Below are 22,455 nucleotides of genomic sequence, written 5' to 3'. Positions count from 1 at the left end.
CGATGCAGCCGGACGGCGCCCCGCACCTGGATGTGCGCCTGGTGCCGGCCGCGGTGACAGCGTGGGCGGCTACCGCGGCGAGCATCACCTGGGCCATCGGACCGCTGCTGACTGCTGCCTTCCTGGCCGCCGCACTCGGGTCGGCGGCGGGATCGCGGTGGAGCGGCCAGGCCCGGCCCACACTGCGGACGGTCGGTGTCGCGATGATGGGTGCGGCGCTCGTCGGTGCGGGTTTCGCGCTGGCGGCGGGGATGCGCAGTGACGCGGTCCGCGGCCACCCCATCGCGCAGCGGTTCGGCTCGGTGGCCGCGGTGACGGCCACGCCATCGGAGGACCCCCGGCCGGTGGGCAGTGGACGGCTGATGTTCCGGGCCGCCCTGACGGCGGTCGACGGCCGCGAAATATCGGGCCGGGTAGTCGTTTTCGCCCCGATGCCCGGTTACGGCGAGCTGATGGCGGGGCAGCCCGTCCGGTTCAAGGCCCGCATCGCCCGGCCGACGAGACGCGACCTGACGGTGGCAGTGCTCAACGCCACCGGCGAACCCGCCGTGGGCGACGCGGCACCGATCCACCGTGCGGCGCGGGCGGTGCGTGCCCGCTTCGCCGCGGTAGCCCGCGACGTCCTGCCCGCTGATCAGGCCGCGATCCTGCCCGGACTGGTACTGGGCGACACCTCCACCGTCGCCCCCGCCACGACCGCGCAGTTCCGCACCGCCGGGCTGACCCATCTGACCGCGGTGTCGGGGGCCAACGTCACCATCGTGTGCGGTGCGGTGCTGCTCTCGGCCCGATTCGTCGGACCCCGCGCCGCTGCCGGCCTGGCCGCGCTCGCGCTGGTGGTGTTCGTCTTCGTGGTGCAGCCGACCGCCAGCGTGCTGCGTGCCGCGGTGATGGGCGCCATCGCGCTGGTGGCGATACTGTCCGCGCGCCGCCGCCAGGCGGTGCCGGTACTGGCCGCCACCGTGCTCGGCCTGCTCGTGGTGGCCCCCCAACTGGCCGTCGACGCCGGCTTTGCGCTGTCGGTGTGCGCCACGGCCGCGCTCGTCGTCCTCGCCCCGGGCTGGTCGGCCAGGCTGACCGCACGCGGTTGCCCCAAGCCAGTGGCCGACGCAATGTGTATCGCGCTGGCCGCTCAGTTGGTCACCGCGCCGCTGGTCGCGGCGATCTCCGGGCAGCTGAGCCTGATCGGTGTACTCGCCAATGTTGCTGTGGGCGTAGTGATTCCACCGATCACCGTGCTGGGTACCGGCGCGGCGGCGATATGCTGGCTGTGGGCCCCGGGCGCCGGGCTACTGATCCGCTTCACCGGTCCGGAGCTGTGGTGGCTGCTGCGTGTCGCTGAGCACGCGGCCCGGGTTCCCGGTGCCGCAGTCCCGGTGCCCGCGGCACTCGCCGGGGTGCTCACCGCGGGTGGGGTAGGGCTGACCGTATTGCTGGCCGCTCGTCGCCAAGGTTGAGCGGCGATCGTGTCGGCGCGTCGTGGCAGGATCGTCGGGTGACGTCGAATACGGCTGGCCTGCATCTGGTCCTGGGTGATGAAGAGCTGTTGATCGACCGGGCCATCTCCGAGGTGCTGCGTGCCGCGCGCGCCGCGGCCGGCAACGACGACGTGCCGGTGAACCGGCTGCGCGCCGGTGAGGTGTCGGTCAACGAACTCGCCGAACTCCTCAGCCCGTCGCTGTTCGCCGACGAACGGGTGGTGGTGTTGGAGTCGGCCGCCGAGGCGGGCAAGGATGCCGTGGAGCTCATCGCTTCGGCGGCTGCCGAACTGCCGCCAGGCACCGTCCTGGCAGTGGTGCACTCCGGTGGCGGACGCGCCAAGGCGCTCGCCGATCAGCTCAAGAAACTCGGCGCCCAGGTGCACCCCTGCGCCAAGATCACCAAGGCGGGCGAGCGCGCCGATTTCGTGCGGGCCGAGTTCCGCGCGCTGAAGGTCAAGGTCGACGACGACACCGTCACGGCACTGCTGGACGCGGTCGGCTTCGATATCCGCGAGCTGGCCTCGGCCTGCTCGCAGCTGGTCGCCGATACCGGCGGCCACATCGATGCCGCCGCCGTGCGCCGCTACCACTCCGGCAAGGCGGAGGTGAAGGGCTTCGACATCGCCGACAAGGCCGTGGTGGGTGACATCGCCGGAGCAGCCGAAGCGCTCCGCTGGGCGATGATGAGCGGCGAACCGCACGTCGTGCTGGCCGACGCGCTGGCAGAAGCCGTCCACATGATCGCTCGGGTGGGCCCGCTGTCGGGTGACCCCTACCGGTTGGCGTCCGAGCTCGGTTTGCCGCCGTGGCGCATCCAGAAGGCGCAGAAACAGTCGCGGCGCTGGTCACGTGACAAGGTGGCGACGGCGATCCGGCTGGTAGCGACGTTGAACGCCGACGTCAAGGGTGCAGCAGCAAGCGCCGACTACGCGCTGGAAGATGCGGTGCGCAAGGTGGCGGAGCTGGCCGCGGGAAGCGGCCGGGACTGATCAGGCTTGCGGCGATCAGATCTTGCTGAAGGCCTGCGCCAGCGCGGACTTCTTGTTGGCCGCCTGGTTCTTGTGGATGACGCCCTTGCTGGCAGCCTTGTCCAGCTTGCGGCTGGTCGAGAGCAGCAGCTCCTCGGCCTTGCTCTTGTCGCCCTCGGCGGCAGCTGCCCGGAACCCGCGGATCGCCGTGTGAAGCGAACTCTTCACCGACTTGTTGCGCAGTCTGCGGCGCTCGTTGGTGCGGTTGCGCTTCTCCTGCGACTTAATGTTGGCCACGCGTTAGTTCCTTCGTTCTTTCAAGCTGGGATGTCTTGGCTCGCCGGGGCCGTCGGGCCCTCGGGCAGCGACTGTTGAGGGTACCAGTTCGGGGCACAATCTCCCAAAGTCGAGATCACTGGCCTGCCGAAACGGCGATCTTGGTGCAGCATGTGACGGGTGAGCCTACGCACCCTGCCTTCGGAAGCCAACCGGTCATCGCGCAACGGTTCGCGCCAGCCGCGCCAACACGACCACATCTTCGGCGGTTACAACAATCTGGGTTCCTACGCCAAGGCCTTCGACGAGATGTTCGACAACCAGGGCAACGTTCGCGGACCCTACAAGGGCATCTTCGCCGAACTCGCGCCGTCGGATACCGAGGAGCTCGAAGCCAGGGCCGAGGCGTTGGGCCGCGCCTTCATCGACCAGGGCATTACGTTCTCCCTCTCCGGCCAGGAGCGCCCGTTCCCGCTCGACTTGGTGCCCCGGGTCATCTCGGCGGCAGAGTGGTCCCGCCTGGAGCGCGGCATCACCCAGCGGGTCAAGGCGCTCGAGATGTACCTCGACGACATCTACGGCGACCAGGAGATCCTGCGGGACGGGGTCATCCCGCGCCGGCTGGTGACCTCCTGTGAGCATTTCCACCGTCAGGCGGCCGGCATCAACCCGCCCAACGGGGTGCGCATTCACGTCGCCGGCATCGACCTGGTCCGCGACGCGCAGGGCACCTTCCGGGTGCTCGAGGACAACCTGCGGTCCCCGTCGGGCGTCTCCTACGTCATGGAGAACCGCCGCACCATGGCCCGGGTCTTTCCCAACCTGTTCGCCACCCACCGGGTGCGGGCGGTCGCGGACTACTCCTCACACCTGCTGCGCGCCCTGCGCAACGCCGCGGCCACCAACGAGGCGGACCCCACGGTCGTCGTGCTGACCCCAGGCCCGTTCAACTCCGCCTACTTCGAGCACTCGCTGCTGGCCCGGCAGATGGGCGTGGAATTGGTCGAGGGCCGCGACCTGTTCTGCCGCGACAACGTCGTCTACATGCGCACCACCGAGGGGGAGCGGCAGGTCGACGTGATCTACCGCCGCATCGACGACGACTTCCTCGACCCGATGCAGTTCCGCCCGGACTCCGTGCTGGGGGTGGCCGGCCTGCTCAACGCCGCCCGCGCCGGCAACGTGGTGATCTCCAGCGCGGTCGGCAACGGGGTGGGCGACGACAAGCTGGTCTACACCTACGTGCCCACGATCATCGAGTACTACCTGGGTGAGAAGCCGCTGCTGGCCAATGTCGACACGTTGCGCTGCTGGCTGGACGCCGAGCGCGAGGAGGTTCTCGACCGCGTCGATGAACTGGTGATCAAGCCGGTCGAGGGTTCCGGTGGCTACGGCATCGTGTTCGGGCCCAGCGCCTCGGAGAAGGAGCTGGCCACGATCCGCAAGAAGATCGTGGGTGACCCCCGCGGCTGGATCGCCCAACCGGTGGTGCAGCTGTCGACGGTGCCGACCAAGGTCGGCGACGCCCTCGCGCCGCGCCACGTCGACCTGCGCCCGTTCGCGGTCAACGACGGCGAGGAGGTGTGGGTGCTGCCGGGTGGGCTGACCCGGGTCGCCCTCACCGAGGGCTCGCTGGTGGTCAACTCCAGCCAGGGCGGTGGCTCCAAGGACACCTGGGTGCTGGCGTCGCGGTCCTCGGTGGCGGCCCGTGAACTGGGAGCCGCCGAGATCGTGCGCAAGATCCCCAAGGCTGCCAAGGCACCGGCCGCGGAGAAGGGCCCCGAACAGTCCGGCCAGCAACAGCAAGGCCAACAACAACAGCAGCAACAACAACAGGCGGTGATCGACTGATGCTGGCGCGCAATGCCGAAGCGCTCTACTGGATCGGCCGTTACGTCGAACGTGCCGATGACACCGCACGCATCCTCGACGTGACCGTCCATCAGCTGCTCGAGGACTCCAGCGTCGACCCAGACCAGACCTCGCGGGTGCTGCTGCAGGTGCTGGGCATCGAGACGCCCAAACACCAGCTCGACCTGTGGTCGCTGACCGATCTGGTGGCGTTCAGCCGCGGTCTGCCTGGTGGCTGCTCAATCGTGGACGCCATCTCTGCGGCCCGTGAAAATGCCCGTTCGGCAAGGGAAGTCACGTCCAGCGACATGTGGGAGTGTCTGAACACCACCTACAACGCGCTGGCCGAGCGGGAGCGTGCCGCCCGACGTCTCGGGCCGCACGAGTTTTTCTCCTTCATCGAGGGGCGGGCGGCGATGTTCGCCGGACTGGCCGACTCGACGCTGTCCCGCGACGACGGCTACCGATTCCTGTTGCTGGGCCGGGCCATCGAGCGGGTGGACATGACGGTGCGGCTGCTGCTGTCCCGGGTCGGGGACAGCGCGTCCTCGCCGGCCTGGGTGACGGTGCTGCGCTCGGCCGGCGCGCACGACACCTATCTGCGCACCTACCGGGGTGTGCTCGATGCCAATCGGGTCGTCGAATTCATGCTGCTGGACCGGCTCTTCCCGCGGTCGATCTACTACTCGCTCAAGCTTGCCGAGCACAGCCTCGACGAGCTGATGCACCGTGCGCTCAACCGCGTCGGCTCCACCGCCGAGGCGCAGCGGCTGCTCGGCCGGGCCCGCAGCGAGCTCGAGTTCATCAGGCCGGGCGTGCTGCTCGAGTCGCTGGAGGAACGCCTGGCCGGGCTGCAGGCGACCTGCCGCGATGTCGGCGAAGCCGTGGCGCTGCAATACTTCCACTCCGCACCGTGGGTGGCCTGGTCTGATGCCGGCCACAATGGTGCGCTGGTGATCGAGGAAGGTGAGATCTGATGTGGCGCATGCGCGTTGTGCACGCGACCGGCTACGCGTACAAGTCGCCGGTCACCGCTTCCTACAACGAGGCCCGGCTCACGCCGCGCTCGGACTCGCGGCAGAACGTCATCCTCAACCGGGTCGAAACCATCCCGGCCACGCGCTCGTATCGCTACGTCGACTACTGGGGGACCGCGGTCACCGCCTTCGACCTGCACGCCCCGCACACCGAGTTGGAGGTGACCTCTTCCTCGGTCGTTGAGACCGAAAAGCCGGAAATTCCGGCCAAAGCCGCGTCCTGGGAGGAACTGGCGTCCGAGGCGGTCCGCGACCGGTTCGACGAGGTGCTGGGATCCACCCACTACACGCCGGCCAGCCGGCGGATCGAACGGGTCGGAAGGCGCATCGCCAAGGAGAACGACCCGAAGGACGCCGTGGTCGCGGCGGCTCAGTGGGTGCACAGCGAGCTGAAGTACGTTCCCGGCACCACCGGTGTGCACTCGTCCGGCATCGACGCGCTGCGCGAAGGCAAGGGAGTGTGCCAGGACTTCGCCCACTTGTCGCTGATCATGTTGCGCAGCATGGGAATTCCGGCCCGTTACGTGTCGGGTTACCTGCACCCCAAGCGCAACGCGGTGATCGGGGATACCGTCGATGGGCAGAGCCACGCCTGGATCCAGGCGTGGACCGGCAGTTGGTGGAACTACGACCCGACCAACGACACCGGAATCAACGAGCAGTACATCAGCGTCGGTGTCGGTCGGGACTACGCCGACGTCACCCCCTTGAAAGGCATCTACTCCGGCGAGGGCTCCACCGACCTCGACGTGGTGGTGGAGATCACCCGCCTGGCCTGACGGGCGGGGATGGTGGTTTCGCTGGCTCCGGTTCGATCGTCGTAGCAACAGGCGGGGAGTACCGATGGCCCGAATGCACTTCATCTCGGGCTTGCCGCGTTCGGGCTCGACGCAGCTGTGAAGGCCGAACCCCGAGAGACGCTGCTGCCGCCAGGTGGCTAACCCCGCGCCGCCGGCGCCCTGAAGCCGGCCGCCGGAGTCCGGCCGTACCGCGAGCCTGCTGTCATTGCTCGACCCCGACCCGCACCGGGTCGTGCTCGTCGTCGAGCGACTCTTCCGACGGCGCCCGTCGCGCGGCGATGATTCCCTCGACGGCGAGAACGACCAGCAGCGAAACTCCGAACACCGGGTAGAACACACCGAGTGCGACGGCCACGACGGTCACCGCGATCATCGCCCCCTTGGGGGTGTTGGCGCGGGTGGCGGCGCTGGCCGGGCCGGGCAGTCCGGTACCGCCGGCCGGGCGGCGCTTCCACCACATCAGGAACCCGGTCAGCACACTGGTCAGCACGCCGAGGCAGGCCAGCGTCGCGGTGACGCGGGTCAGCCAGCCGAGCTGGTTGCCCATGTGCATGGCGATGCCGAAACTGGTCAACCGAGACAGCGCGCCGTCCTGGGCGGCGGTCGCGTTGGTGATGGTGGCACCGCTGAACTGGTCGAGATAGAGGGTGCGCTGTTCGGAAACCCGTTGGGGCCAATGGTTGACCACGGTGTAGCTGCCGTAGACGGTGGTGCCGTTCTCGGTCGAATTCGAGGGCGGGAAGATCGAATAGCCGGGCACCATGTGCTCGTCTTTGGCGATTCGGTCGATGTCGGCGTACGACAGCGGCGCCGCGACGGCACCGCCCGGCGCCGACGCGTAGATCGGGTCGTCGGTGGCGGCCCAGGCGATGCGGCGGCCGAGCCGGTCGTAGTCACCCAGTTTGGCCGGTGTCGACGGCGCGTCGATCGTCGTGGACGGGGTGACTGTGGCGGCCACGGCGCGCCAGTTCTCACCCCAGTACCGGGTCCAGGTCATTCCGGAGACGATGTAGCAGATCAGAATCACCGCGATGACCACGCCGGTGAGGGCATGCAGGTCGCGCCAGCGGATCCGGCCGCCCTTGCCCCACCTGACCTTCAGCAGTGGCTTGGTCGCCTCGATGGCTCTGGGCCACCACAGGTAGATGCCGCTGGCCAGCAGCACCAGGATCCACGTCGCGGTCAGCTCCATCACCAGGTTGCCCACTCCGACCGGAATGGTGGCCTCGGGATAGGCCGACGGGTTGATCAGATGACCGAGGGACGGCAGCTGCACATGCGGGCCGTCGTTACCGAACATCCGGTGGAGCTGGTTGGCCCAGCCCACCAGTCCGGACAGCTGGCTGCGCTGGCCAAGATAGGTGCCGGTGTACGGGTCGAGAAAGACCTGAATGACGTTGGTCTCGGCCTGCGGGTACCCGGGAGCATTCGGGGCTAGGAAATCGACCCGGGTCGAGCCGTCCGCGTTGTCCGGCGGCGTCACCGCTTCGAGGGTGTAGTCGGCACCGACGTGCTGTTTGGCCACGGCGACCTGTTGATCCAGTGGGACCGTCGCCGGTCCCTGCTCGACGACGAAGAGATGCCGGTTCAGCACGGCGTCCAGCGGCTGGCTGTACAGGATGATCAGGCCGGTGCACGCCAGCACCACCAGGACGGGCGCCGCGAACAGCCCAACCCAGAAGTGCAACCGCCAGATCCGGCGCAAAACCGCTGCCTCACCGCGCCGCTTCGTCGTTTCCGTCGTCGTCATCGCACCCCTTGCACCAGTGGCCGGGCCGGCGTGGCCACAGCTCAGACATGGCTTTAGTCGGGGGCGACGGCGCTGGAGTTCCCGGGGTGTAAAAAAATCAGCCGGTCGACACCTTGTGTAGGTCGTTACCGAGTTCGATCGGACCGTTGAACTCGGTGGCGGCCAACGCCCGCCATTGGTCCTCTTGCCCGGGCGCCAGCGGCGGCACGTAGTGGGTGAGCACCAGGGTGTCGACCCCGGCGCGCGCCGCGGTGGCAGCTGCCTGTTCGACCGACGAGTGGTAGTCGAGGATGTCTCGGAGTCGCTGAACCGGAATCTGTGCCACCAAATCCGCCCGGATCACGGTGTGTACCAGCGCATTGGCGCCGCGAGCTAGTTCGTCCAGGGACGTGCAGGGCACCGTGTCGCCGGCGAGCACCACCGAGGCGCCCTGGTACTCCACTCGGAATCCCAGGGTCGGTTCGACAGGACGGTGATCGGTGGCGGCCGCGGTGATCCGAACCCCCTCGGCGTCCCACACCTGGCCGCTCGTGTACTCGTGCACCTCAATCGACGGCGGTTCGGTGATGTCGGGGTGGTGGCCGATCCGGTAGGAGATGTCGGGCGCCAGGGCGGCCAGTGTCGCTTCGACGACGGCTTTGGTGCCGGGCGGGCCGATGATCGGCAGCGGCGTCGGCACGAAGGTCGTCACCCAGCGGGTGGTGATGACATCGGACAGGTCGGTGATGTGGTCGCTGTGCAGATGAGTGAGCAGCAGCGCGGTGATGTTGGCCGCCCCGACCCCGGCCGCGGCGGCACGCATCAGCACCCCGCGCCCGCAGTCGACCAGAAACACCGAGTTGCCGGCTGTGACGAGGGTGGACGGGCCGGCGCGGTTGGGGTCGACCATCGGACTTCCGGTCCCGAGCAGCGTGATGTCGATCATGCGTCATTCCTACCGTGTGGGGACCCCGTTGCCGGGCAATTGGTGCGCGCGCTGTATCGGTGTCGTGTGCCATCGGCCCAACTTGGGCGCGTTCGCGTGCGCTCCGCGCAGGTGTGCACACCCAAGTTGGCGGGTGGCGATGGGCGGGCCGCCCACTGGTGATCGGTATTTCAATACTATATTGACCATAGTGATCAACCGTGAACAACAAAGTTCCTGTTCGGCTGGGCTTAGAACAACTTATTTCAATAGTTCATTCACTGATCGGAAACAGCGCCGCAACAGACCCTGGTTACGGTCGGTCTGTAACCACGGTGCGAGCCCCACCTCGGACGGGAGCCCGCCGGCTGAAAGGAAGAGATGATCAGCACACTCAACGGCCGCGTGCGGGGCTCCTCGGTAGAAGAGGTCGCCGAGAAACTGGCCGCGGCAGGGGTGCGGTACGCGGCGATCAGCTTCGTGGACATGCACGGCAAGTCGAAGGCGAAGATGGTGCCGCTCGGGCATCTGGAGCAGGCCGCCCGCGGATCGGAGATGTTCACCGGCGCCGCCCTCGACGGCGTACCCCAGGACGTCAACGACGACGAGGTCGCCCCGCACCCCGACCTCGACGGCGCGATCATCATGCCGTTCAACCGTGAGATCGCCTGGTTCCCCGGCGATCTGTGGATCGGGAGCACTCCGTTCGAGGCGTGTAGCCGGCAGATCCTCAAACGGGTGACCGCCGACGCCGCCAAGCTTGGCTACACATTCAACCTCGGTATCGAGACCGAGTTCTTCCTGCTGTCCGACCGCTCCGGTGTTCCCGAACCCGCCAGCCCGGACGACAACCTGGACAAGCCCTGCTACGACCTGCGTGGCATGTTGCACAACTACGGCGTCGTCGATGACATCGTCTCGGCGATGAACGAATTGGGCTGGAACGTCTACTCGTTCGACCACGAGGACGGAAACGGCCAATTCGAGACAGACTTCACCTACACCGACGTGGTCGCGATGGCCGACCGGTTCGTGTTCTTCCGGATGATGGTCGGCGAGATCGCGCGCAAACACGGATTGTTCGCCTCGTGGATGCCCAAACCATTCGCCGACCGGACCGGCAGCGGCGCCCATTTCAACATGTCGCTGGCCGATGCCGACGGGGTCAATGCGTTCGCGGCCCCTGACGATCCACGCGGATGTGGACTGTCCCAACTCGGCTACCAGTTCATCGCCGGCGTGCTGCGCCACGCCCCGGCGATCTGTGCGGTGATCGCCCCGACCGTCAACAGCTACAAGCGGCTCGTCAAACAGGGCAGCATGTCCGGGCTGACGTGGGCGCCGATCTTCGCCTGCTACGGCGACAACAACCGAACCAATATGCTGCGGATCCCCAAGGGCGGCGGCCGGGTCGAGTGCCGCGCCGCCGACAGCGCCAACAATCCCTACCTGGGCGCGGCGCTGATGCTGGCGGCCGGGCTGGAAGGCGTCCGCGAGGGGCTCGACCCGGGAGAGCCCAATCGGGACAACCTCTACCGGCTCTCCGAGGCCGACCTGGCCGACCGCGGGATCAGCTGGCTGCCCCGATCGCTGGGTGAGGCCATCGATGCGCTGGAGGCGGATCCGTTGGCCCGCACCGTGTTCGGCCCGGCGATGTTCGAGTCGTTCATCACCGAGAAACGGGCCGAGTGGGACTCCTACAACGCCCACGTGTCATCGTGGGAATCCGACCGGTACCTGAGGTTCTTCTGATGACGACCGGCGCGGTGAGCCGACGCTGGGACGACCTCAACTCGGCGCAGATCGCGCGGCGGCTGTCCGAGGATCCCGACACCGTGGCGTTGATCCCGGTCGGTGCCACCGAACAGCACGGACCCCATCTCCCGGTGGGTACCGACACCATCATGGCCACCGCCGTGGCCGAGGCCGCCGCGGGTGAGGTTGCCTTGGTGTTGCCCCCGCTGCCGTTCGGCGCCAGCTTCTTTCACGGGTCCGGGCTGGCCGGCACGGTCGCCTTCACCGGTGAAGAGACGGCGGCAGCGGCCGGTCGGGTCGCCCAGGCATGCGTGGACTCCGGGGTGCGCCGCATCGTGTTCGTCAACGGCCACGTCGGCAACGCCGCCCCGCTCTGGCTGGCCTGCGACCGGTTCCGCCGGGAGTACCCCGATCGGCGCATCGGCGTCATGCAGTGGTGGGATCTCACGCCCGATATCGCGCGCCGCGCCACCGAGGACGCGGTGGACTGGCATGCCAACGCCGCGGAAACCGCACTGATGCTGGCGATTCGACCCGAGCTGGTCGACACCGAGGCGATGCGCACGGCCGACGATCCCGACCGGACGGCGGGCACGGTGTTCCGCTACCCGGTCCATCAGGTTTCGACCAACGGCGTCACCGGATATCCGTCACGCGCGTCCAAGGCGCTCGGCCTGGAGCTGTGGCGAGATGTCGTGGCGGCCGCGCGCGACGTCGTCGAGCGCGCACACTGCGAGGTCCCACCACTGCAATGACCGCGCAGCGGGTCGGCCTCAAGCGCGCGCCGTTGGGGTCTGATCACCGTACAATTCGCCACGTGCCGACACCGGAGGGCCGGTCGCAGGGCCGATCCGTCGGGCGACCCCGTAACGACGCCGATTCGACGGCGACCGCGTCGCCGCGAGCCGGGATCGTCAACGCGGCCACGCGACTGTTCTCCGAAAAGGGCTACGCGCAAACCACGATGAGTGACATCGCGCGCGCCGCCGGGCTGCAACAGTCGTCGCTCTACTACTGGTTCCGCAACAAGGAGCAGCTGCTGGGGGAGACGCTGCTGGTGAACCGGGCACCGCTGACCTTCATCGCCGAGGTCGGTGCCGGTTCGGGCTCCCCGGCAGTGAAGCTCTATCGCCTGCTGCGCTTCGACACCCTGCAGTTGGCGTTGTCGCCGATCGATTTCAACGAGATTCAGCGCATCGCGCACGACCAGCGCGCCGAGTTCCACCAGTTTTGGACCGATTACGAACGGCTCAGGGACTGGGTGGCCGACCTGATCGGTGCGGCGATCGCCGAAGGAAAGTTCATCGACTGCGATCGGCAGGAGACGGCTGGGCTGCTGCTCAACTTCGATGAAGGCGCCCAGAAACGCACCCGGCTGCACACCGACGAGGGCGACCGGGTCGCCGAGGCCATTCGGGTCGCCGAACAGGTGGCCACCATCGCGGTGCGCGGACTGCTCAAGCGCCCCAGCGAGATCGGCCGGATCAGCAGCCAGGCCGGCCAGTTCGACGACGCTGCGCTGGCCCTGCCCGGCCAGGCCCCGCCGCGGACGTGAGGGTCACTCCCGTCCGGCCGACACCCACGACGGGTCGAGGGAGCGCCCACCGGACACGCTCGCGCCTGCGGCGTCCAGTGCCACCAGCTGATCGGGATTCAGCTGCACCGACAGTGATCCCGCGTTCTCGTCGACGCGGGCGGCGCGGCGGGTTCCCGGGATCGGGACCGACGCCACCCCCAGCGACTCGGCCCGCTGCCGCAGCCACGCCAGGGCGACCTGTGCCGGGGTGACGTCGAGCTCCTCGGCGATCGACGTGACCACCTGTACGACAGCAAGATTGGCGTCCAGGGCGCCCTCGGCGAAGCGCGGAATATAGCGGCGGAAGTCCGACGCCGACGCCAGGTCGGCGGTCGAGCGGACCGCTCCGGCCAGGAAGCCGCGGCCCAGCGGCGAGTAGGGCACGAAGCCCACGCCGAGTTCTGCGGCAGCCGGCACCACATGGCGCTCGACGTCGCGGCTCCAGATCGACCATTCGCTCTGGACCGCCGCGATCGGGTGGACCGCCACTGCGGCACGCAGTTCGTCGGCGGTCACCTCGGACAGCCCCAGATGGCGCACCTTGCCCGCGGTGACCAGTTCGGCCATCGCCCCGACGGTGTCCTCGAGCGGGACGGACACGTCACGGCGGTGCAGGTAATAGAGGTCGACGACGTCGGTGCCGAGCCGTTCGAGGCTCTCGTCGATGCAGCGCCGCACGTACTCGGCGTCACCGCGGGCCGCCAGCTTCCCGGTAGTCGGATCGCCGTCGATGCCGAACTTCGTCGCCAGCGTCACCTCGCCGCGGCGATCGGCCAGCAGCCGGGAGATCAGTCGCTCGTTGGCCCCGCCGCCGTACACGTTGGCGGTGTCGATGAACGTCACGCCCACGTCCACGCAGTGGTGCAGCGTCGCCAGCGATTCGGCGTCGTTGACCTCGCCGTACACCGGGGTCAGCGCCATTCCGCCGAAACCGATCGCACTCACCGTCAACCCGTCGCCCAACACCGTCCGCGGCACAGCACCCATTACCGATCTCCCTTCACTCATCTGCCCCAACCCCAACCATTGCGGATTGCTTCCGCGGCGCCCGGATAAGCCTTAGCCTGATGTGACATCCATCACAAGGGGGTGGGCGATGCGTATCGCGGACATTCTGCGGTCCAAGGGTTCGGCGGTGGCCACTGTCACCGAGACCACGACGGTAACCGGTCTGCTCGCCGAGCTGGTCATGCACAACATCGGGGCGATGGTGGTGGTCGGGCCCGACGGTGTGGTGGGCATCGTCTCCGAGCGCGACGTGGTCCGCAAGCTCTATGAGCACGGCCCTGAGCTGCTTCGGCACCAGGTCGCCGACATCATGAGCACCGTGCTAGTGACGTGCACACCCGAGGATCTGGTCGACGACCTCAGTGCGTTGATGACCAACAAGCGGGTGCGACACGTTCCGGTCATCCAGGGTGGCCGGTTGATTGGCATCGTCAGCATCGGCGACGTGGTGAAGAACCGGATGGAGCAGTTGCAGGCCGAGCAGGAACGCCTGCAGGCCTATATCACCCAGGGCGGCTAACCGGCGGGGACTGAGCGCTCAGCTCCAGGAGTACTCGGCGCGCAGGCGCGCAGCCACCAGTTCGAAGGTGGGCCGGTCCAGGATCGCGCCCTCGCGGCGGATGCCCTCCTCGGGCACGTCGAGCACCCGGTCCAGCCGCACCCAGCTGGGCCGCCCGTCGTAGTCCCAGTTGCCGGCGCCGATGCCGATCCAGTTCGGTTCGTCGGCGTGGTGGATCTGGCTCGACAGCATCAGCCCGAGCAGGGTGCGCCGGTCCCGGCCGACGACGAGCACCGGCCGGTCCTTGCCACGGGTCGGGTCGTCTTCGTAGACCACCCAGGTCCAGACCACCTCGCCCGGGTCGGCGCGGCCGTCGAGGTCGGGGGCGTAGACCAGCTTGCGCGCGCGATGGGCGGTTGGGACGCTGGCGCTGGTCACCGGCCTGCCGGCGGTGATCGAGGCGGGCTGGTCAAGGGTGACGGCACTGGCGACCAGCGCCTCGATCCCCATCTTGAGCCCCTGCTGGATGGTCCGCGGCACGACCTGCGGAATAGGCAGTTGCCGAATGAGCTTGGGCGCCTCGTTGAACACGAGGTGCTCTGCGAACTTCTGCAACGTCCTCCACTGCGACGCCATTCTCGACAGCATAGCGGCCCGCATCGGTGCGGACCCGGCGCGCGATTGTGTCCCTCGGCGGTGTAGTCGATACGCTGGACGGACCCGAGGGCCCCCTCGAAGCACCACCCGACCAGGAGAAACACAATCAGCAGTTTCGCCGACCAGACGTTCACAGCGCCGGCGCAGATTCGGAACTTCTGCATCATCGCTCACATCGATCACGGCAAGTCGACACTGGCCGATCGGATGCTGCAGTTGACCGGCGTCGTCGCGGATCGCGACATGCGCGCCCAGTATCTCGACCGGATGGACATCGAGCGTGAACGCGGCATCACCATCAAGGCCCAGAATGTCCGGCTGCCGTGGAAAGTCGGGGAGACCGACTACGTGCTGCACCTGATCGACACGCCCGGCCACGTCGACTTCACCTACGAGGTGTCCCGCGCGCTGGAGGCCTGCGAAGGCGCGGTGCTGCTGGTCGACGCCGCCCAGGGCATCGAGGCGCAGACGCTGGCCAACCTGTACCTGGCGCTGGACCGGGACCTGACCATCATCCCGGTGCTCAACAAGATCGACCTGCCCGCCGCCGACCCGGAGCGCTACGCCGCCGAGATCGCCCACATCATCGGCTGCGAGCCCGACGACGTGCTGCGGGTGTCCGGCAAGACCGGGGTAGGCGTGCGCGAGCTGCTCGACGAGGTGGTGCGCCTGATCCCGGCCCCGGTCGGCAACGACGACGCACCCGCGCGGGCGATGATCTTCGACTCGGTCTATGACATCTACCGCGGTGTGGTCACCTACGTCCGCGTGGTGGACGGCAAGCTCAATCCGCGCGAGAAGATCAAAATGATGTCGACCGGCGCGACGCACGAGCTCTTGGAGGTCGGCATCGTCTCGCCGGAACCCAAGGCCACCCAGGGTCTCGGTGTCGGTGAGGTCGGCTACCTGATCACCGGGGTGAAGGACGTCCGCCAGTCCAAGGTCGGTGACACGGTGACGACCGCCCGGCACGGCGCCACCGAGGCGCTGACCGGCTACCGCGAGCCCCGCCCGATGGTCTACTCAGGCCTGTACCCGGTGGACGGCTCGGACTACCCCGTACTGCGGGAGGCCCTGGACAAACTTCAGCTCAACGACGCCGCGCTGACCTACGAACCCGAGACCTCGGTGGCACTCGGTTTCGGCTTCCGGTGTGGATTCCTCGGGCTGTTGCACATGGAGATCACCCGGGAACGCCTCGAGCGCGAGTTCGACCTCGACCTGATCTCCACGGCGCCGAACGTGGTCTACCGGGTGGTCAAGGAAGACAACACGGAAATGGTCGTCACCAACCCTTCGGACTGGCCGGAGGGCAAGGTACGCGCGGTGTACGAGCCGGTCGTCAAGACCACGGTCATCGCCCCCAGCGAGTTCATCGGCACGATCATGGAGCTGTGCCAGTCCCGGCGCGGCGAACTCGGCGGCATGGACTACCTGTCGCCCGAGCGCGTCGAACTGCGCTACACCATGCCGCTGGGCGAGATCATCTTCGACTTCTTCGACTCGCTGAAGTCGCGTACCCGCGGCTACGCCAGCCTGGACTACGAGGAGGCCGGCGAGCAGGAGGCCGATCTGGTCAAGGTCGACATCCTGCTGCAGGGGGAGGCCGTGGACGCGTTCTCGGCCATCGTGCACAAGGACAGCGCCTCGGCCTACGGCAACAAGATGACCACCAAGCTCAAGGAGCTCATCCCGCGCCAGCAGTTCGAGGTGCCCATCCAGGCCGCCATCGGTTCGAGAATCATTGCCCGGGAGAATATTCGGGCGATCCGCAAAGACGTGCTCGCCAAGTGCTACGGCGGTGACATCACCCGCAAGCGCAAGCTGCTCGAGAAGCAGAAGGAGGGCAAGAAGCGGATGAAGACCATTGGGCGGGTCGATGTGCCGCAGGAGGCGTTCGTCGCAGCGCTGTCCTCGGACGCGGGCGGCGACAAATCGGCAGACAAGTCCAAAAAATAGGGGGCTTGATCAACGACGCATATGTCGTTCGGGGGCAATGGGTTTTGTGCGCCGCAGCGGCTGTCGCTGTGGTGGCCGGCTGCACCACCACGGTGGCGGGCACCGCGCATCGTGACATGCGCACCGCGCCGGTGCGCGATCTGGCCGCGGTGCTGCCCAGCAGCGCGGCGGTCAGCCAGGCGGTGGGCAACCGACTGGATGCCTCCCAACCGCCGGTAACCGGCGCAATCGACGCGCTCCCCAATGGAATTCGTGACAACGACACCGCCAACCCGATCGAATGCCTTGGGCCCGTCTCGCCATTCATGCGGATCGTCTACGAGACCGGCGAGGTGCGCGGCGTGGCCTGGCAGGAGTTCTCGCACTACGGCGGCAGCCAGACCGTCTCGAGCGCAGACGTCGGTGTCGTCGAGTTCAGCTCTGCCGCAGAGGCGCAACGGGTGTTCAGCGCCTTCGTGACGCGGTGGAAGGACTGCGAAGGCACCACCGTGACCACCGCCCTGCGCAACGCCTCCGACACCGAGCTCTACGAGTTGATCACCGACGTCCGCGTCGATGGTCCGGTGCTGTCGGCGACGGTGGTCAACTCCGACAACCAGCGTGACGCGCAGTTCCCCACCGAGCGGGCCATCGGCGTGGCCGACGACTGCATCGTCGACGTCGACGTCGCGGTCACCGACGGTGATGCAGCTCAGCAGCGCACCGCGGGCCGGGCGATCCGGGTGGCCACCGGCGTGCTGGACGCGGTCAACCGGCGGCGATGAACCTCGGTTGGCGCACAGGAAACTGACAGCTGGGGGACAATGTCGTCCGTGAGCCGTCGCCTGCCCGTCGTGTGCGTCGCCGCGCTTGTCGCCGCGACGTTGTCTGGGTGCGTCGCGGCAGTGGGCGGAACGGCCGTGCGAGCTCAGGACGACAGCCCGGTCGGGAGCGACATCCCGATGCTCGAGGAGTCCGATCTCGAGCGCGTGCTGCTCAGTGCCGGGGAGGTCAACGGGATCATGGGGTCCACGGGTATCCGGGTCACCGCGTCGTCGGAGAGCATGAGTGACAACTCCGACGGCGTGTCCGATGTGGACTGCCTGGGTGCGATCTACGGCGCGGAGGAACTCGTCTATCAGGGCAGCGACTGGACCGCCGTCCGCGACCAGGTGTTGCAGGAGCCGACCAGCGACAATCAGCACTGGGTCGAGCAGATCGCCGTGCTCTACCCGTCGGCGGTCAAAGCCCAGAAGTTCGTCGACGATTCCCGAACCACCTGGCAGCGGTGTGGCGGCTCGTCGATCGACATCGACAATTCCGACGTGCACTCGACGTGGCGGATCGACGATGCGGACGTCGGCGGGACGATCCTGAGCCAGACCTCCACTCAGCGCAACGCCGGCGGGTGGGGCTGCCAGCATGCGTTGACCTGGGCGTCCAACCTCGTCGTCGAAGCGTGGGCGTGCAGTGACGCGATCACCGACGAGGCTCAGAGCATCGCGTCGGGGATGCTCAAGAACGCCGCGAAGAAGTAGCACCCGCCGCCGTGCGGGGGGCGCGCAGCCCGTCGATGACCAACTCCACCAACCGGGACCGCTGCTCGCTGTCCCGGTCGGGCTGCTGTCCCACCCAGGCGATCCCGGCCGCCAGGTCAAGGACGTCGTCGGCGTCGAGGTCGTCGCGCAGGTCCCCGCTGCCGGCCGCCCTGGCCAGCAGCGCGGCTCCGGCCTGCCGGGAGCGGACACACGCATCGTGGGCGTCGTCGTCGGGTTGCGGCGTGACCACCAGGGTGCGGGCCAGGCCGTCGAACAGGCTGCCCTGCCCGATGTAGGCGGCCAGCCAGCGGCGCAGCGCAGCCACCGGGTCGGGGTCGTCCAGCAGTGATACGCCGAGGCGATGGAGATCGTTGAGGCCGTCCTCGATGACCGCCAGCACCAGACGATCGCGGGTGGGGAAGTGCCGGTAGAGCGTGCCCGGTCCGACGTGGGCGGCCTGCGCGATTTCGTCCAGGGAGGCCTGTACCCCGTTGCGCTCGAAGGCCGATCGGGCCGAGGCCAGCAGAGCCTGGCGGTTGCGGGCCGCGTCCGCACGCAGGGGACGGCGGCGTGGGGGTTCGGTCATATCCTCACATCCGTAGACAAACGGAGGGTTCCTCCGTATATTTGTCCGGAGGAAGTCTCCGAATTCTAGCGTTGGGAAGCCATGCAGATCACTCTCTCCGCGGTACCGGTCGCCGACGGGCCCGGCGGTTTCGGCGATGCACTGGCCGCGGTACGGGCCGCCGAGCAGGACGGCTTCGCCCGCATCTGGATGGCGCAGCTCCCTCCGCTGGCCGGGGTTGCCGGCTGGGATGTGCTGACGGTGTTCGCCGCCGCGGGCGCGCAGACCGACCGCATCCAACTGGCCAGCGGAGTACTGGTTGCCCACACCCAGCACCCGTTGGCGCTGGCCCGCCAGGCACTTTCGGTCTCCGCGGCCACCGGCGGCCGGCTGCTGCTCGGCGTCGGGGTCAGTCACCGCTGGGTGGTCTCCGATGTGTACGGATACTCCTACCAGCGGCCCGTCGACTACCTGCGTGAATATCTCGACATCCTGGCCCGGGCCCTGCGCGGCGAACCCGTCGACCACCACGGTGAACGGCTGACGGCGGTGGGGCAACTCGCCCTGGCTGGGGTCGCTGCGCCCGAGGTGGTGATCGCCGCGCTGGGGCCGCGCATGCTCGAACTGGCCGGAACGTTGACCGGCGGGACGGTCACCAGCTGGGTGGGCGCCAAAACCGTTGCGACGCATATCGTGCCGACGATCACCGCCGCTGCGGAGGCAGCCGGCCGACCGGCGCCGAGAATCGTCGTCGGCCTACCGGTCAGTGTCACCCACGACGTCGAGGGCGCTCGAGCCGCCATGCTGGCTGCCTTCGGCGCATCCGGCGATATGCCGGCCTATCGGGCGATGCTGGACAACGAGGGAGTCGACACCGTCGCCGACGTCTGCGTGATCGGCGACGAGGACGCGGTGCTGGACCAGCTGGCCCGGTTCGCCGGCACCGGTGCCACCGAGTTCGCGGCCATTCCCTTCGGGGACGCCGAGACCGTCGCCCGTACCGTCGCCCTGTTGGCCGCCCACCGGCGCGTGGACTGACCGCTACGGCCGCTTTCTGATGGGCGGCAATTCAATTCGCGGCGGGTTTAACCGGTGCACCGGCGCGGGATGCGGACCTAGTCTGCGCAAGTGTCCCGAGAAGTGCATCTCCTGACCTTCGGCAGCACCCGCTCGGCGGGGCCATGGCGACACCCGGAGATCGACAACAGCACCGCCGCGGCCCGCCGCCGGCTCATCGAGCATGCCCAAACCGCGGAGAAGGGCACCTTCGACGCGGTGTTCTTTCCCGACGGGGTCAACTACGGCCCGCGGCAAACCTGGGCGTACAAGACAACTGAGGACTTCGAACCATTGACGGCGACCGCGGCGCTGTCGTCGGTGACCGAGTACATCGGCCTGGTGGTCACCGGATCGGCGACCCTGGCGCATCCGTATCACCTGGCCCGACAGTTGCTTTCGCTGGATCACCTCAGTGGTGGCCGCGCCGGATGGAATCTGGTCACCAGCTTCGCCGCGGCAGCCGCCGACAACTTCAGCGCCCGGGGCGTGATCGACCACGACGAACGCTACGAGATCGCCGATGAAGCGATCGAGGTCGTCAAGAAGCTCTGGGACGGCTGGGGCCCGGACACCGTTGTCGAGGATCGCCGCCGGGGAATCTTCAACGAGGTCAGCACGATCCAGCCGGCCAACCATCGCGGGCGGCATTTCCAAGTGGCGGGGCCGATCGGTGCGGCCCGCTCGGTGCAGGGCCAGCCGGTCATCTTCCAGGCTGGATCATCACCGCGTGGCAGACAGTTCGCCGCGCGCCATGCCGAAGTCATCTTCACCGGGCAGGGGACCCTGAGCCGGGCCCAGGAGTTCTACCGCCAGATCCACGCCGAGGCCGCCCGGGTGGGTCGCTCGTCGCCGCCGCTGATCACGCCCTCGCTGCGGTTCATCGTGGGCTCCACCGATGACGAGGTGCGCCGGATCGAGCGGTCGTCGTTCGAGTACTTCAGCCCCGAGTACCAAGCCGGCTGGCTGCTGGAGGTCGACGTCGATGTCGTCGGCGCCGACCTTGATGGTCCGGTCCCGGAGTCGGCATTCCCCGACACCACCGAGACCCACCAGACCGCGCTTGCGGGCTACCGGGCACTGGCCCGGGACGGCAACCCCACCGTGCGGGAATTCCTCTACCGCACGATCAATGGCTGGGGTGCCCAGGTCATCGGCACGCCCGAACGGATCGCCGACGAGATCGAGACCTGGTTCGGATCCCGCGCGGCAGATGGTTTCGTGCTGACCGATTCCGGGCTTCCCGGTCAGTTCGCCGACTTCGTCGACCAGGTGGTTCCGGTGTTGCGCAAGCGGGGACTGTTCCGGCACGAATACACCGGCACGACCCTGCGTGCGCATCTGGGTCTGGATGTTCCGCAACGGCAGGAGATTTCGGCATGAGCGGTCGGCGTACCCGCGAACCATTCGTGTTGTCCGCGTTCACGATGTCGACGGTGTCGCACGGCAACTTCGGAATCTGGCGCCATCCGGCCGACACCACCGAGAACTACACGAGCCTGAACTATTGGGTGGACCTCGCCCGCCTGCTCGATGCCGGCGGTTTCGACCTGTTGTTCATCGCCGACGCGGTCGGACAGCTCGACGTGTACGGCGGCAGCGCGGATGCCGCGCTGACCCACGCGGTGCAGACCCCGGTCACCGATCCGCTGCTGGCTGTCTCGGCGATGGCGGCGGCAACGCATCGGCTGGGGTTCGGCGTCACCGTCTCGACTACGTACGAGAGCCCGTACCTGTTGGCCCGCAAGTTCAGCACGCTGGACCATCTCACCGGTGGACGGATCGGCTGGAACGTGGTCACCTCGCTGCTGGACAGCGCGGCACGCAACATCATCGGCCGGCAACACCAGATACCCCACGATGAGCGTTACGCCATCGCCCAGGAGTTCCTCGACGTCACCTACAAGCTCTGGGAAGCGTCGTGGGAGGACGGTGCGGTGGTGCGCGACCGGGCCAGCGGTGTCTTCACCGACGCCACCAAAGTGCACCCGATCGGCCACGAAGGCCGCTACTTCAGCGTGCCGGGGGCTCATCTGGTCGAGCCGTCACCGCAGCGGACGCCGGTGCTGTTCCAGGCCGGTTCATCCACCGCAGGAAGGGAATTCGCGGCGCGCAACGCGGAGGTGGTGTTCGTCTCCGATCCGCGTCCCGAGGTCATGCGGTCGCGGGTGGACGACGTGCGGCGCCGCGCGGTCCAGCACGGCCGCAGTGCCGACGGGGTGCGCTTCCTGAGCTCGGTGGAGATCGTGGTGGACAGCACCGGCCGGGCGGCGCAGGCCAAGGCCGACGAGTTGGCGCGCTACACCGACCTGGAAGGCGGGCTGGTCCTGCTTTCAGCGCTCACCGGGGTGGACTGGTCGACCTACGACGTCGACCGGCCGATAGAACAGTTCGAGACGCAGGCCTGTCAATCGATCCTGGCGGCGGTAGACGACACCGCCGATCCGGATCTCCGGCGCCAGATCACCTTGCGTGACTACGTCGGTGGTCTCGGCGGGTTCGGCGGTCCGCTCTTCGTCGGTGACGCGGCAACGGTTGCCGACGGGCTGGTGGACTTCGCCGACCGCACCGGTGTCGACGGGTTCAACATCGCCTACCAGCTCACGCCGGGTAGCTTTGCCGATGTTGCCGAGCACCTCATTCCCGAGCTGCGACGTCGTGGACTGGTCAGTTCGGACAGCGGAGAAACACTGCGGCAACGGCTGTTTCCGGCCGGCTCGTCATTGTTGCCCGCCGAACACCCCGGCTCGTCCTATCGGAAAAGAATCTCGGCGATCCGATAACTCACGCGGCGCC

21 protein-coding genes are annotated in these 22,455 nt (G+C 67.9%); 15 read left to right on the top strand and 6 right to left on the bottom strand.

What is annotated here, in order from left to right:
• Nucleotides 1–2 precede the first annotated feature (2 nt).
• Nucleotides 3–1,457 (top strand): ComEC/Rec2 family competence protein, encoded by a 1,455-nt coding sequence (locus ADBZ9K_RS07835; RefSeq protein WP_526619519.1) that lies wholly within the window; start codon nt 3–5, stop codon nt 1,455–1,457.
• Between the two features lie 59 nt (nt 1,458–1,516).
• Complete coding sequence (gene holA / locus ADBZ9K_RS07830) at nt 1,517–2,470, top strand: DNA polymerase III subunit delta (protein WP_526620819.1); 954 nt, start codon at nt 1,517–1,519, stop codon at nt 2,468–2,470.
• 15 nt (nt 2,471–2,485) lie between these two features.
• Here holA and rpsT read toward each other — a convergent pair whose 3' ends face one another.
• The gene (gene rpsT, locus ADBZ9K_RS07825) at nt 2,486–2,746 is read right to left on the bottom strand and encodes a 30S ribosomal protein S20 (RefSeq protein WP_526619518.1); all 261 of its coding nucleotides are present in this window, start codon (nt 2,744–2,746) and stop codon (nt 2,486–2,488) included.
• Nucleotides 2,747–3,034: 288 nt separating this feature from the next.
• Here rpsT and ADBZ9K_RS07820 point away from each other — a divergent pair, with 288 nt between their 5' ends.
• From ADBZ9K_RS07820 to ADBZ9K_RS07810, 3 genes are read left to right on the top strand one after another with little or no spacing between them, the layout of a single operon-like run.
• Nucleotides 3,035–4,576: a circularly permuted type 2 ATP-grasp protein gene (locus tag ADBZ9K_RS07820; protein WP_526620817.1), complete on the top strand. Its 1,542-nt coding sequence runs from the start codon at nt 3,035–3,037 to the stop codon at nt 4,574–4,576.
• Nucleotides 4,576–5,553, top strand: coding sequence for an alpha-E domain-containing protein (locus ADBZ9K_RS07815; protein WP_526619517.1), 978 nt, complete (start codon nt 4,576–4,578; stop codon nt 5,551–5,553). The genes ADBZ9K_RS07820 and ADBZ9K_RS07815 overlap by 1 nt, the downstream gene beginning before the upstream one ends.
• Complete coding sequence (locus tag ADBZ9K_RS07810; protein ID WP_526619516.1) at nt 5,553–6,392, top strand: transglutaminase-like domain-containing protein; 840 nt, start codon at nt 5,553–5,555, stop codon at nt 6,390–6,392. Before ADBZ9K_RS07815 ends, ADBZ9K_RS07810 begins: the two co-directional genes overlap by 1 nt.
• Before the next feature lie 223 nt (nt 6,393–6,615).
• Here the strand turns inward: ADBZ9K_RS07810 and ADBZ9K_RS07805 are convergent, their stop codons facing one another.
• Together ADBZ9K_RS07805 and ADBZ9K_RS07800 are read right to left on the bottom strand one after the other, a co-directional pair.
• The gene (locus tag ADBZ9K_RS07805) at nt 6,616–8,163 is read right to left on the bottom strand and encodes a PepSY domain-containing protein (RefSeq protein ID WP_526619515.1); all 1,548 of its coding nucleotides are present in this window, start codon (nt 8,161–8,163) and stop codon (nt 6,616–6,618) included.
• Nucleotides 8,164–8,260: 97 nt separating this feature from the next.
• Nucleotides 8,261–9,088, bottom strand: a complete 828-nt coding sequence (locus tag ADBZ9K_RS07800) for a ribonuclease Z (protein ID WP_526619514.1) — start codon at nt 9,086–9,088, stop codon at nt 8,261–8,263.
• 360 nt (nt 9,089–9,448) lie between these two features.
• Between ADBZ9K_RS07800 and glnT the strand changes: the two genes are divergently transcribed.
• From glnT to ADBZ9K_RS07785, 3 genes are all read left to right on the top strand, one after another.
• A complete protein-coding gene (glnT, locus tag ADBZ9K_RS07795) occupies nt 9,449–10,819 on the top strand; it encodes a type III glutamate--ammonia ligase (RefSeq protein WP_526619513.1) in 1,371 nt (456 codons plus the stop codon).
• Complete coding sequence (locus ADBZ9K_RS07790; protein ID WP_526619512.1) at nt 10,819–11,577, top strand: creatininase family protein; 759 nt, start codon at nt 10,819–10,821, stop codon at nt 11,575–11,577. The genes glnT and ADBZ9K_RS07790 overlap by 1 nt, the downstream gene beginning before the upstream one ends.
• Nucleotides 11,578–11,639: 62 nt before the next feature.
• Nucleotides 11,640–12,377 (top strand): TetR/AcrR family transcriptional regulator, encoded by a 738-nt coding sequence (locus ADBZ9K_RS07785; RefSeq protein ID WP_526619511.1) that lies wholly within the window; start codon nt 11,640–11,642, stop codon nt 12,375–12,377.
• A gap of 3 nt (nt 12,378–12,380) precedes the next feature.
• On the opposite strand, the gene ADBZ9K_RS07780 is transcribed toward ADBZ9K_RS07785, so the two are convergent.
• Nucleotides 12,381–13,385, bottom strand: a complete 1,005-nt coding sequence (locus ADBZ9K_RS07780) for an aldo/keto reductase (RefSeq protein ID WP_526619510.1) — start codon at nt 13,383–13,385, stop codon at nt 12,381–12,383.
• A 109-nt stretch (nt 13,386–13,494) separates the two neighbouring features.
• On the opposite strand from ADBZ9K_RS07780, the gene ADBZ9K_RS07775 reads away from it, so the two are divergent.
• Nucleotides 13,495–13,926 carry a CBS domain-containing protein gene (locus ADBZ9K_RS07775; protein WP_526619509.1) on the top strand — a complete coding sequence of 144 codons (432 nt, stop codon included), beginning with the start codon at nt 13,495–13,497 and terminating at the stop codon, nt 13,924–13,926.
• A gap of 18 nt (nt 13,927–13,944) precedes the next feature.
• Here ADBZ9K_RS07775 and ADBZ9K_RS07770 read toward each other — a convergent pair whose 3' ends face one another.
• Entirely contained in the window at nt 13,945–14,541 is a 597-nt protein-coding gene (locus ADBZ9K_RS07770; RefSeq protein ID WP_526619508.1) for a type II toxin-antitoxin system PemK/MazF family toxin, read from the bottom strand.
• 69 nt (nt 14,542–14,610) lie between these two features.
• Between ADBZ9K_RS07770 and lepA the strand changes: the two genes are divergently transcribed.
• Genes lepA through ADBZ9K_RS07755 form a run of 3 tightly spaced genes read left to right on the top strand, consistent with a single transcriptional unit; the run spans nt 14,611 to nt 18,038 of the window.
• A complete protein-coding gene (lepA, locus tag ADBZ9K_RS07765; protein WP_526620815.1) occupies nt 14,611–16,521 on the top strand; it encodes a translation elongation factor 4 in 1,911 nt (636 codons plus the stop codon).
• Nucleotides 16,522–16,526: 5 nt separating this feature from the next.
• Nucleotides 16,527–17,285 carry a sensor domain-containing protein gene (locus tag ADBZ9K_RS07760; RefSeq protein WP_526619507.1) on the top strand — a complete coding sequence of 253 codons (759 nt, stop codon included), beginning with the start codon at nt 16,527–16,529 and terminating at the stop codon, nt 17,283–17,285.
• Between the two features lie 39 nt (nt 17,286–17,324).
• Nucleotides 17,325–18,038, top strand: a complete 714-nt coding sequence (locus ADBZ9K_RS07755; protein ID WP_526619506.1) for a sensor domain-containing protein — start codon at nt 17,325–17,327, stop codon at nt 18,036–18,038.
• Here the strand turns inward: ADBZ9K_RS07755 and ADBZ9K_RS07750 are convergent.
• Nucleotides 18,016–18,624 carry a TetR/AcrR family transcriptional regulator gene (locus ADBZ9K_RS07750; RefSeq protein WP_526619505.1) on the bottom strand — a complete coding sequence of 203 codons (609 nt, stop codon included), beginning with the start codon at nt 18,622–18,624 and terminating at the stop codon, nt 18,016–18,018. The genes ADBZ9K_RS07755 and ADBZ9K_RS07750 overlap by 23 nt on opposite strands.
• An 81-nt stretch (nt 18,625–18,705) precedes the next feature.
• On the opposite strand from ADBZ9K_RS07750, the gene ADBZ9K_RS07745 reads away from it, so the two are divergent.
• The 3 genes from ADBZ9K_RS07745 to ADBZ9K_RS07735 all read left to right on the top strand — a co-directional run bounded on the left by ADBZ9K_RS07745 (nt 18,706) and on the right by ADBZ9K_RS07735 (nt 22,442).
• Entirely contained in the window at nt 18,706–19,641 is a 936-nt protein-coding gene (locus ADBZ9K_RS07745) for a TIGR03564 family F420-dependent LLM class oxidoreductase (RefSeq protein ID WP_526619504.1), read from the top strand.
• A 90-nt stretch (nt 19,642–19,731) separates the two neighbouring features.
• Nucleotides 19,732–21,042, top strand: coding sequence for an NtaA/DmoA family FMN-dependent monooxygenase (locus tag ADBZ9K_RS07740; RefSeq protein ID WP_526619503.1), 1,311 nt, complete (start codon nt 19,732–19,734; stop codon nt 21,040–21,042).
• Nucleotides 21,039–22,442: an LLM class flavin-dependent oxidoreductase gene (locus ADBZ9K_RS07735; RefSeq protein ID WP_526619502.1), complete on the top strand. Its 1,404-nt coding sequence runs from the start codon at nt 21,039–21,041 to the stop codon at nt 22,440–22,442. Before ADBZ9K_RS07740 ends, ADBZ9K_RS07735 begins: the two co-directional genes overlap by 4 nt.
• Nucleotides 22,443–22,455: the final 13 nt, after the last annotated feature.

Source organism: Mycobacterium sp. (assembly GCF_965229265.1).
GTDB lineage: Bacteria > Actinomycetota > Actinomycetes > Mycobacteriales > Mycobacteriaceae > Mycobacterium.
This window is presented reverse-complemented; position numbering and strand designations above follow the sequence as displayed.

What these genes read in the sequence shown, in the direction of transcription:
- ADBZ9K_RS07835 (WP_526619519.1), top strand. Translation starts at nt 3, where the DNA reads ATGCAGCCGGACGGCGCCCCGCACCTGGATGTGCGCCTGGTGCCGGCC.
- ADBZ9K_RS07820 (WP_526620817.1), top strand. Translation starts at nt 3,035, where the DNA reads ATGTTCGACAACCAGGGCAACGTTCGCGGACCCTACAAGGGCATCTTC.
- ADBZ9K_RS07815 (WP_526619517.1), top strand. Translation starts at nt 4,576, where the DNA reads ATGCTGGCGCGCAATGCCGAAGCGCTCTACTGGATCGGCCGTTACGTC.
- ADBZ9K_RS07810 (WP_526619516.1), top strand. Translation starts at nt 5,553, where the DNA reads ATGTGGCGCATGCGCGTTGTGCACGCGACCGGCTACGCGTACAAGTCG.
- ADBZ9K_RS07805 (WP_526619515.1), bottom strand. Translation starts at nt 8,163, where the DNA reads ATGACGACGACGGAAACGACGAAGCGGCGCGGTGAGGCAGCGGTTTTG.
- ADBZ9K_RS07800 (WP_526619514.1), bottom strand. Translation starts at nt 9,088, where the DNA reads ATGATCGACATCACGCTGCTCGGGACCGGAAGTCCGATGGTCGACCCC.
- glnT (WP_526619513.1), top strand. Translation starts at nt 9,449, where the DNA reads ATGATCAGCACACTCAACGGCCGCGTGCGGGGCTCCTCGGTAGAAGAG.
- ADBZ9K_RS07790 (WP_526619512.1), top strand. Translation starts at nt 10,819, where the DNA reads ATGACGACCGGCGCGGTGAGCCGACGCTGGGACGACCTCAACTCGGCG.
- ADBZ9K_RS07780 (WP_526619510.1), bottom strand. Translation starts at nt 13,385, where the DNA reads ATGGGTGCTGTGCCGCGGACGGTGTTGGGCGACGGGTTGACGGTGAGT.
- ADBZ9K_RS07775 (WP_526619509.1), top strand. Translation starts at nt 13,495, where the DNA reads ATGCGTATCGCGGACATTCTGCGGTCCAAGGGTTCGGCGGTGGCCACT.
- ADBZ9K_RS07770 (WP_526619508.1), bottom strand. Translation starts at nt 14,541, where the DNA reads ATGGCGTCGCAGTGGAGGACGTTGCAGAAGTTCGCAGAGCACCTCGTG.
- ADBZ9K_RS07755 (WP_526619506.1), top strand. Translation starts at nt 17,325, where the DNA reads ATGTCGTCCGTGAGCCGTCGCCTGCCCGTCGTGTGCGTCGCCGCGCTT.
- ADBZ9K_RS07750 (WP_526619505.1), bottom strand. Translation starts at nt 18,624, where the DNA reads ATGACCGAACCCCCACGCCGCCGTCCCCTGCGTGCGGACGCGGCCCGC.
- ADBZ9K_RS07745 (WP_526619504.1), top strand. Translation starts at nt 18,706, where the DNA reads ATGCAGATCACTCTCTCCGCGGTACCGGTCGCCGACGGGCCCGGCGGT.
- ADBZ9K_RS07735 (WP_526619502.1), top strand. Translation starts at nt 21,039, where the DNA reads ATGAGCGGTCGGCGTACCCGCGAACCATTCGTGTTGTCCGCGTTCACG.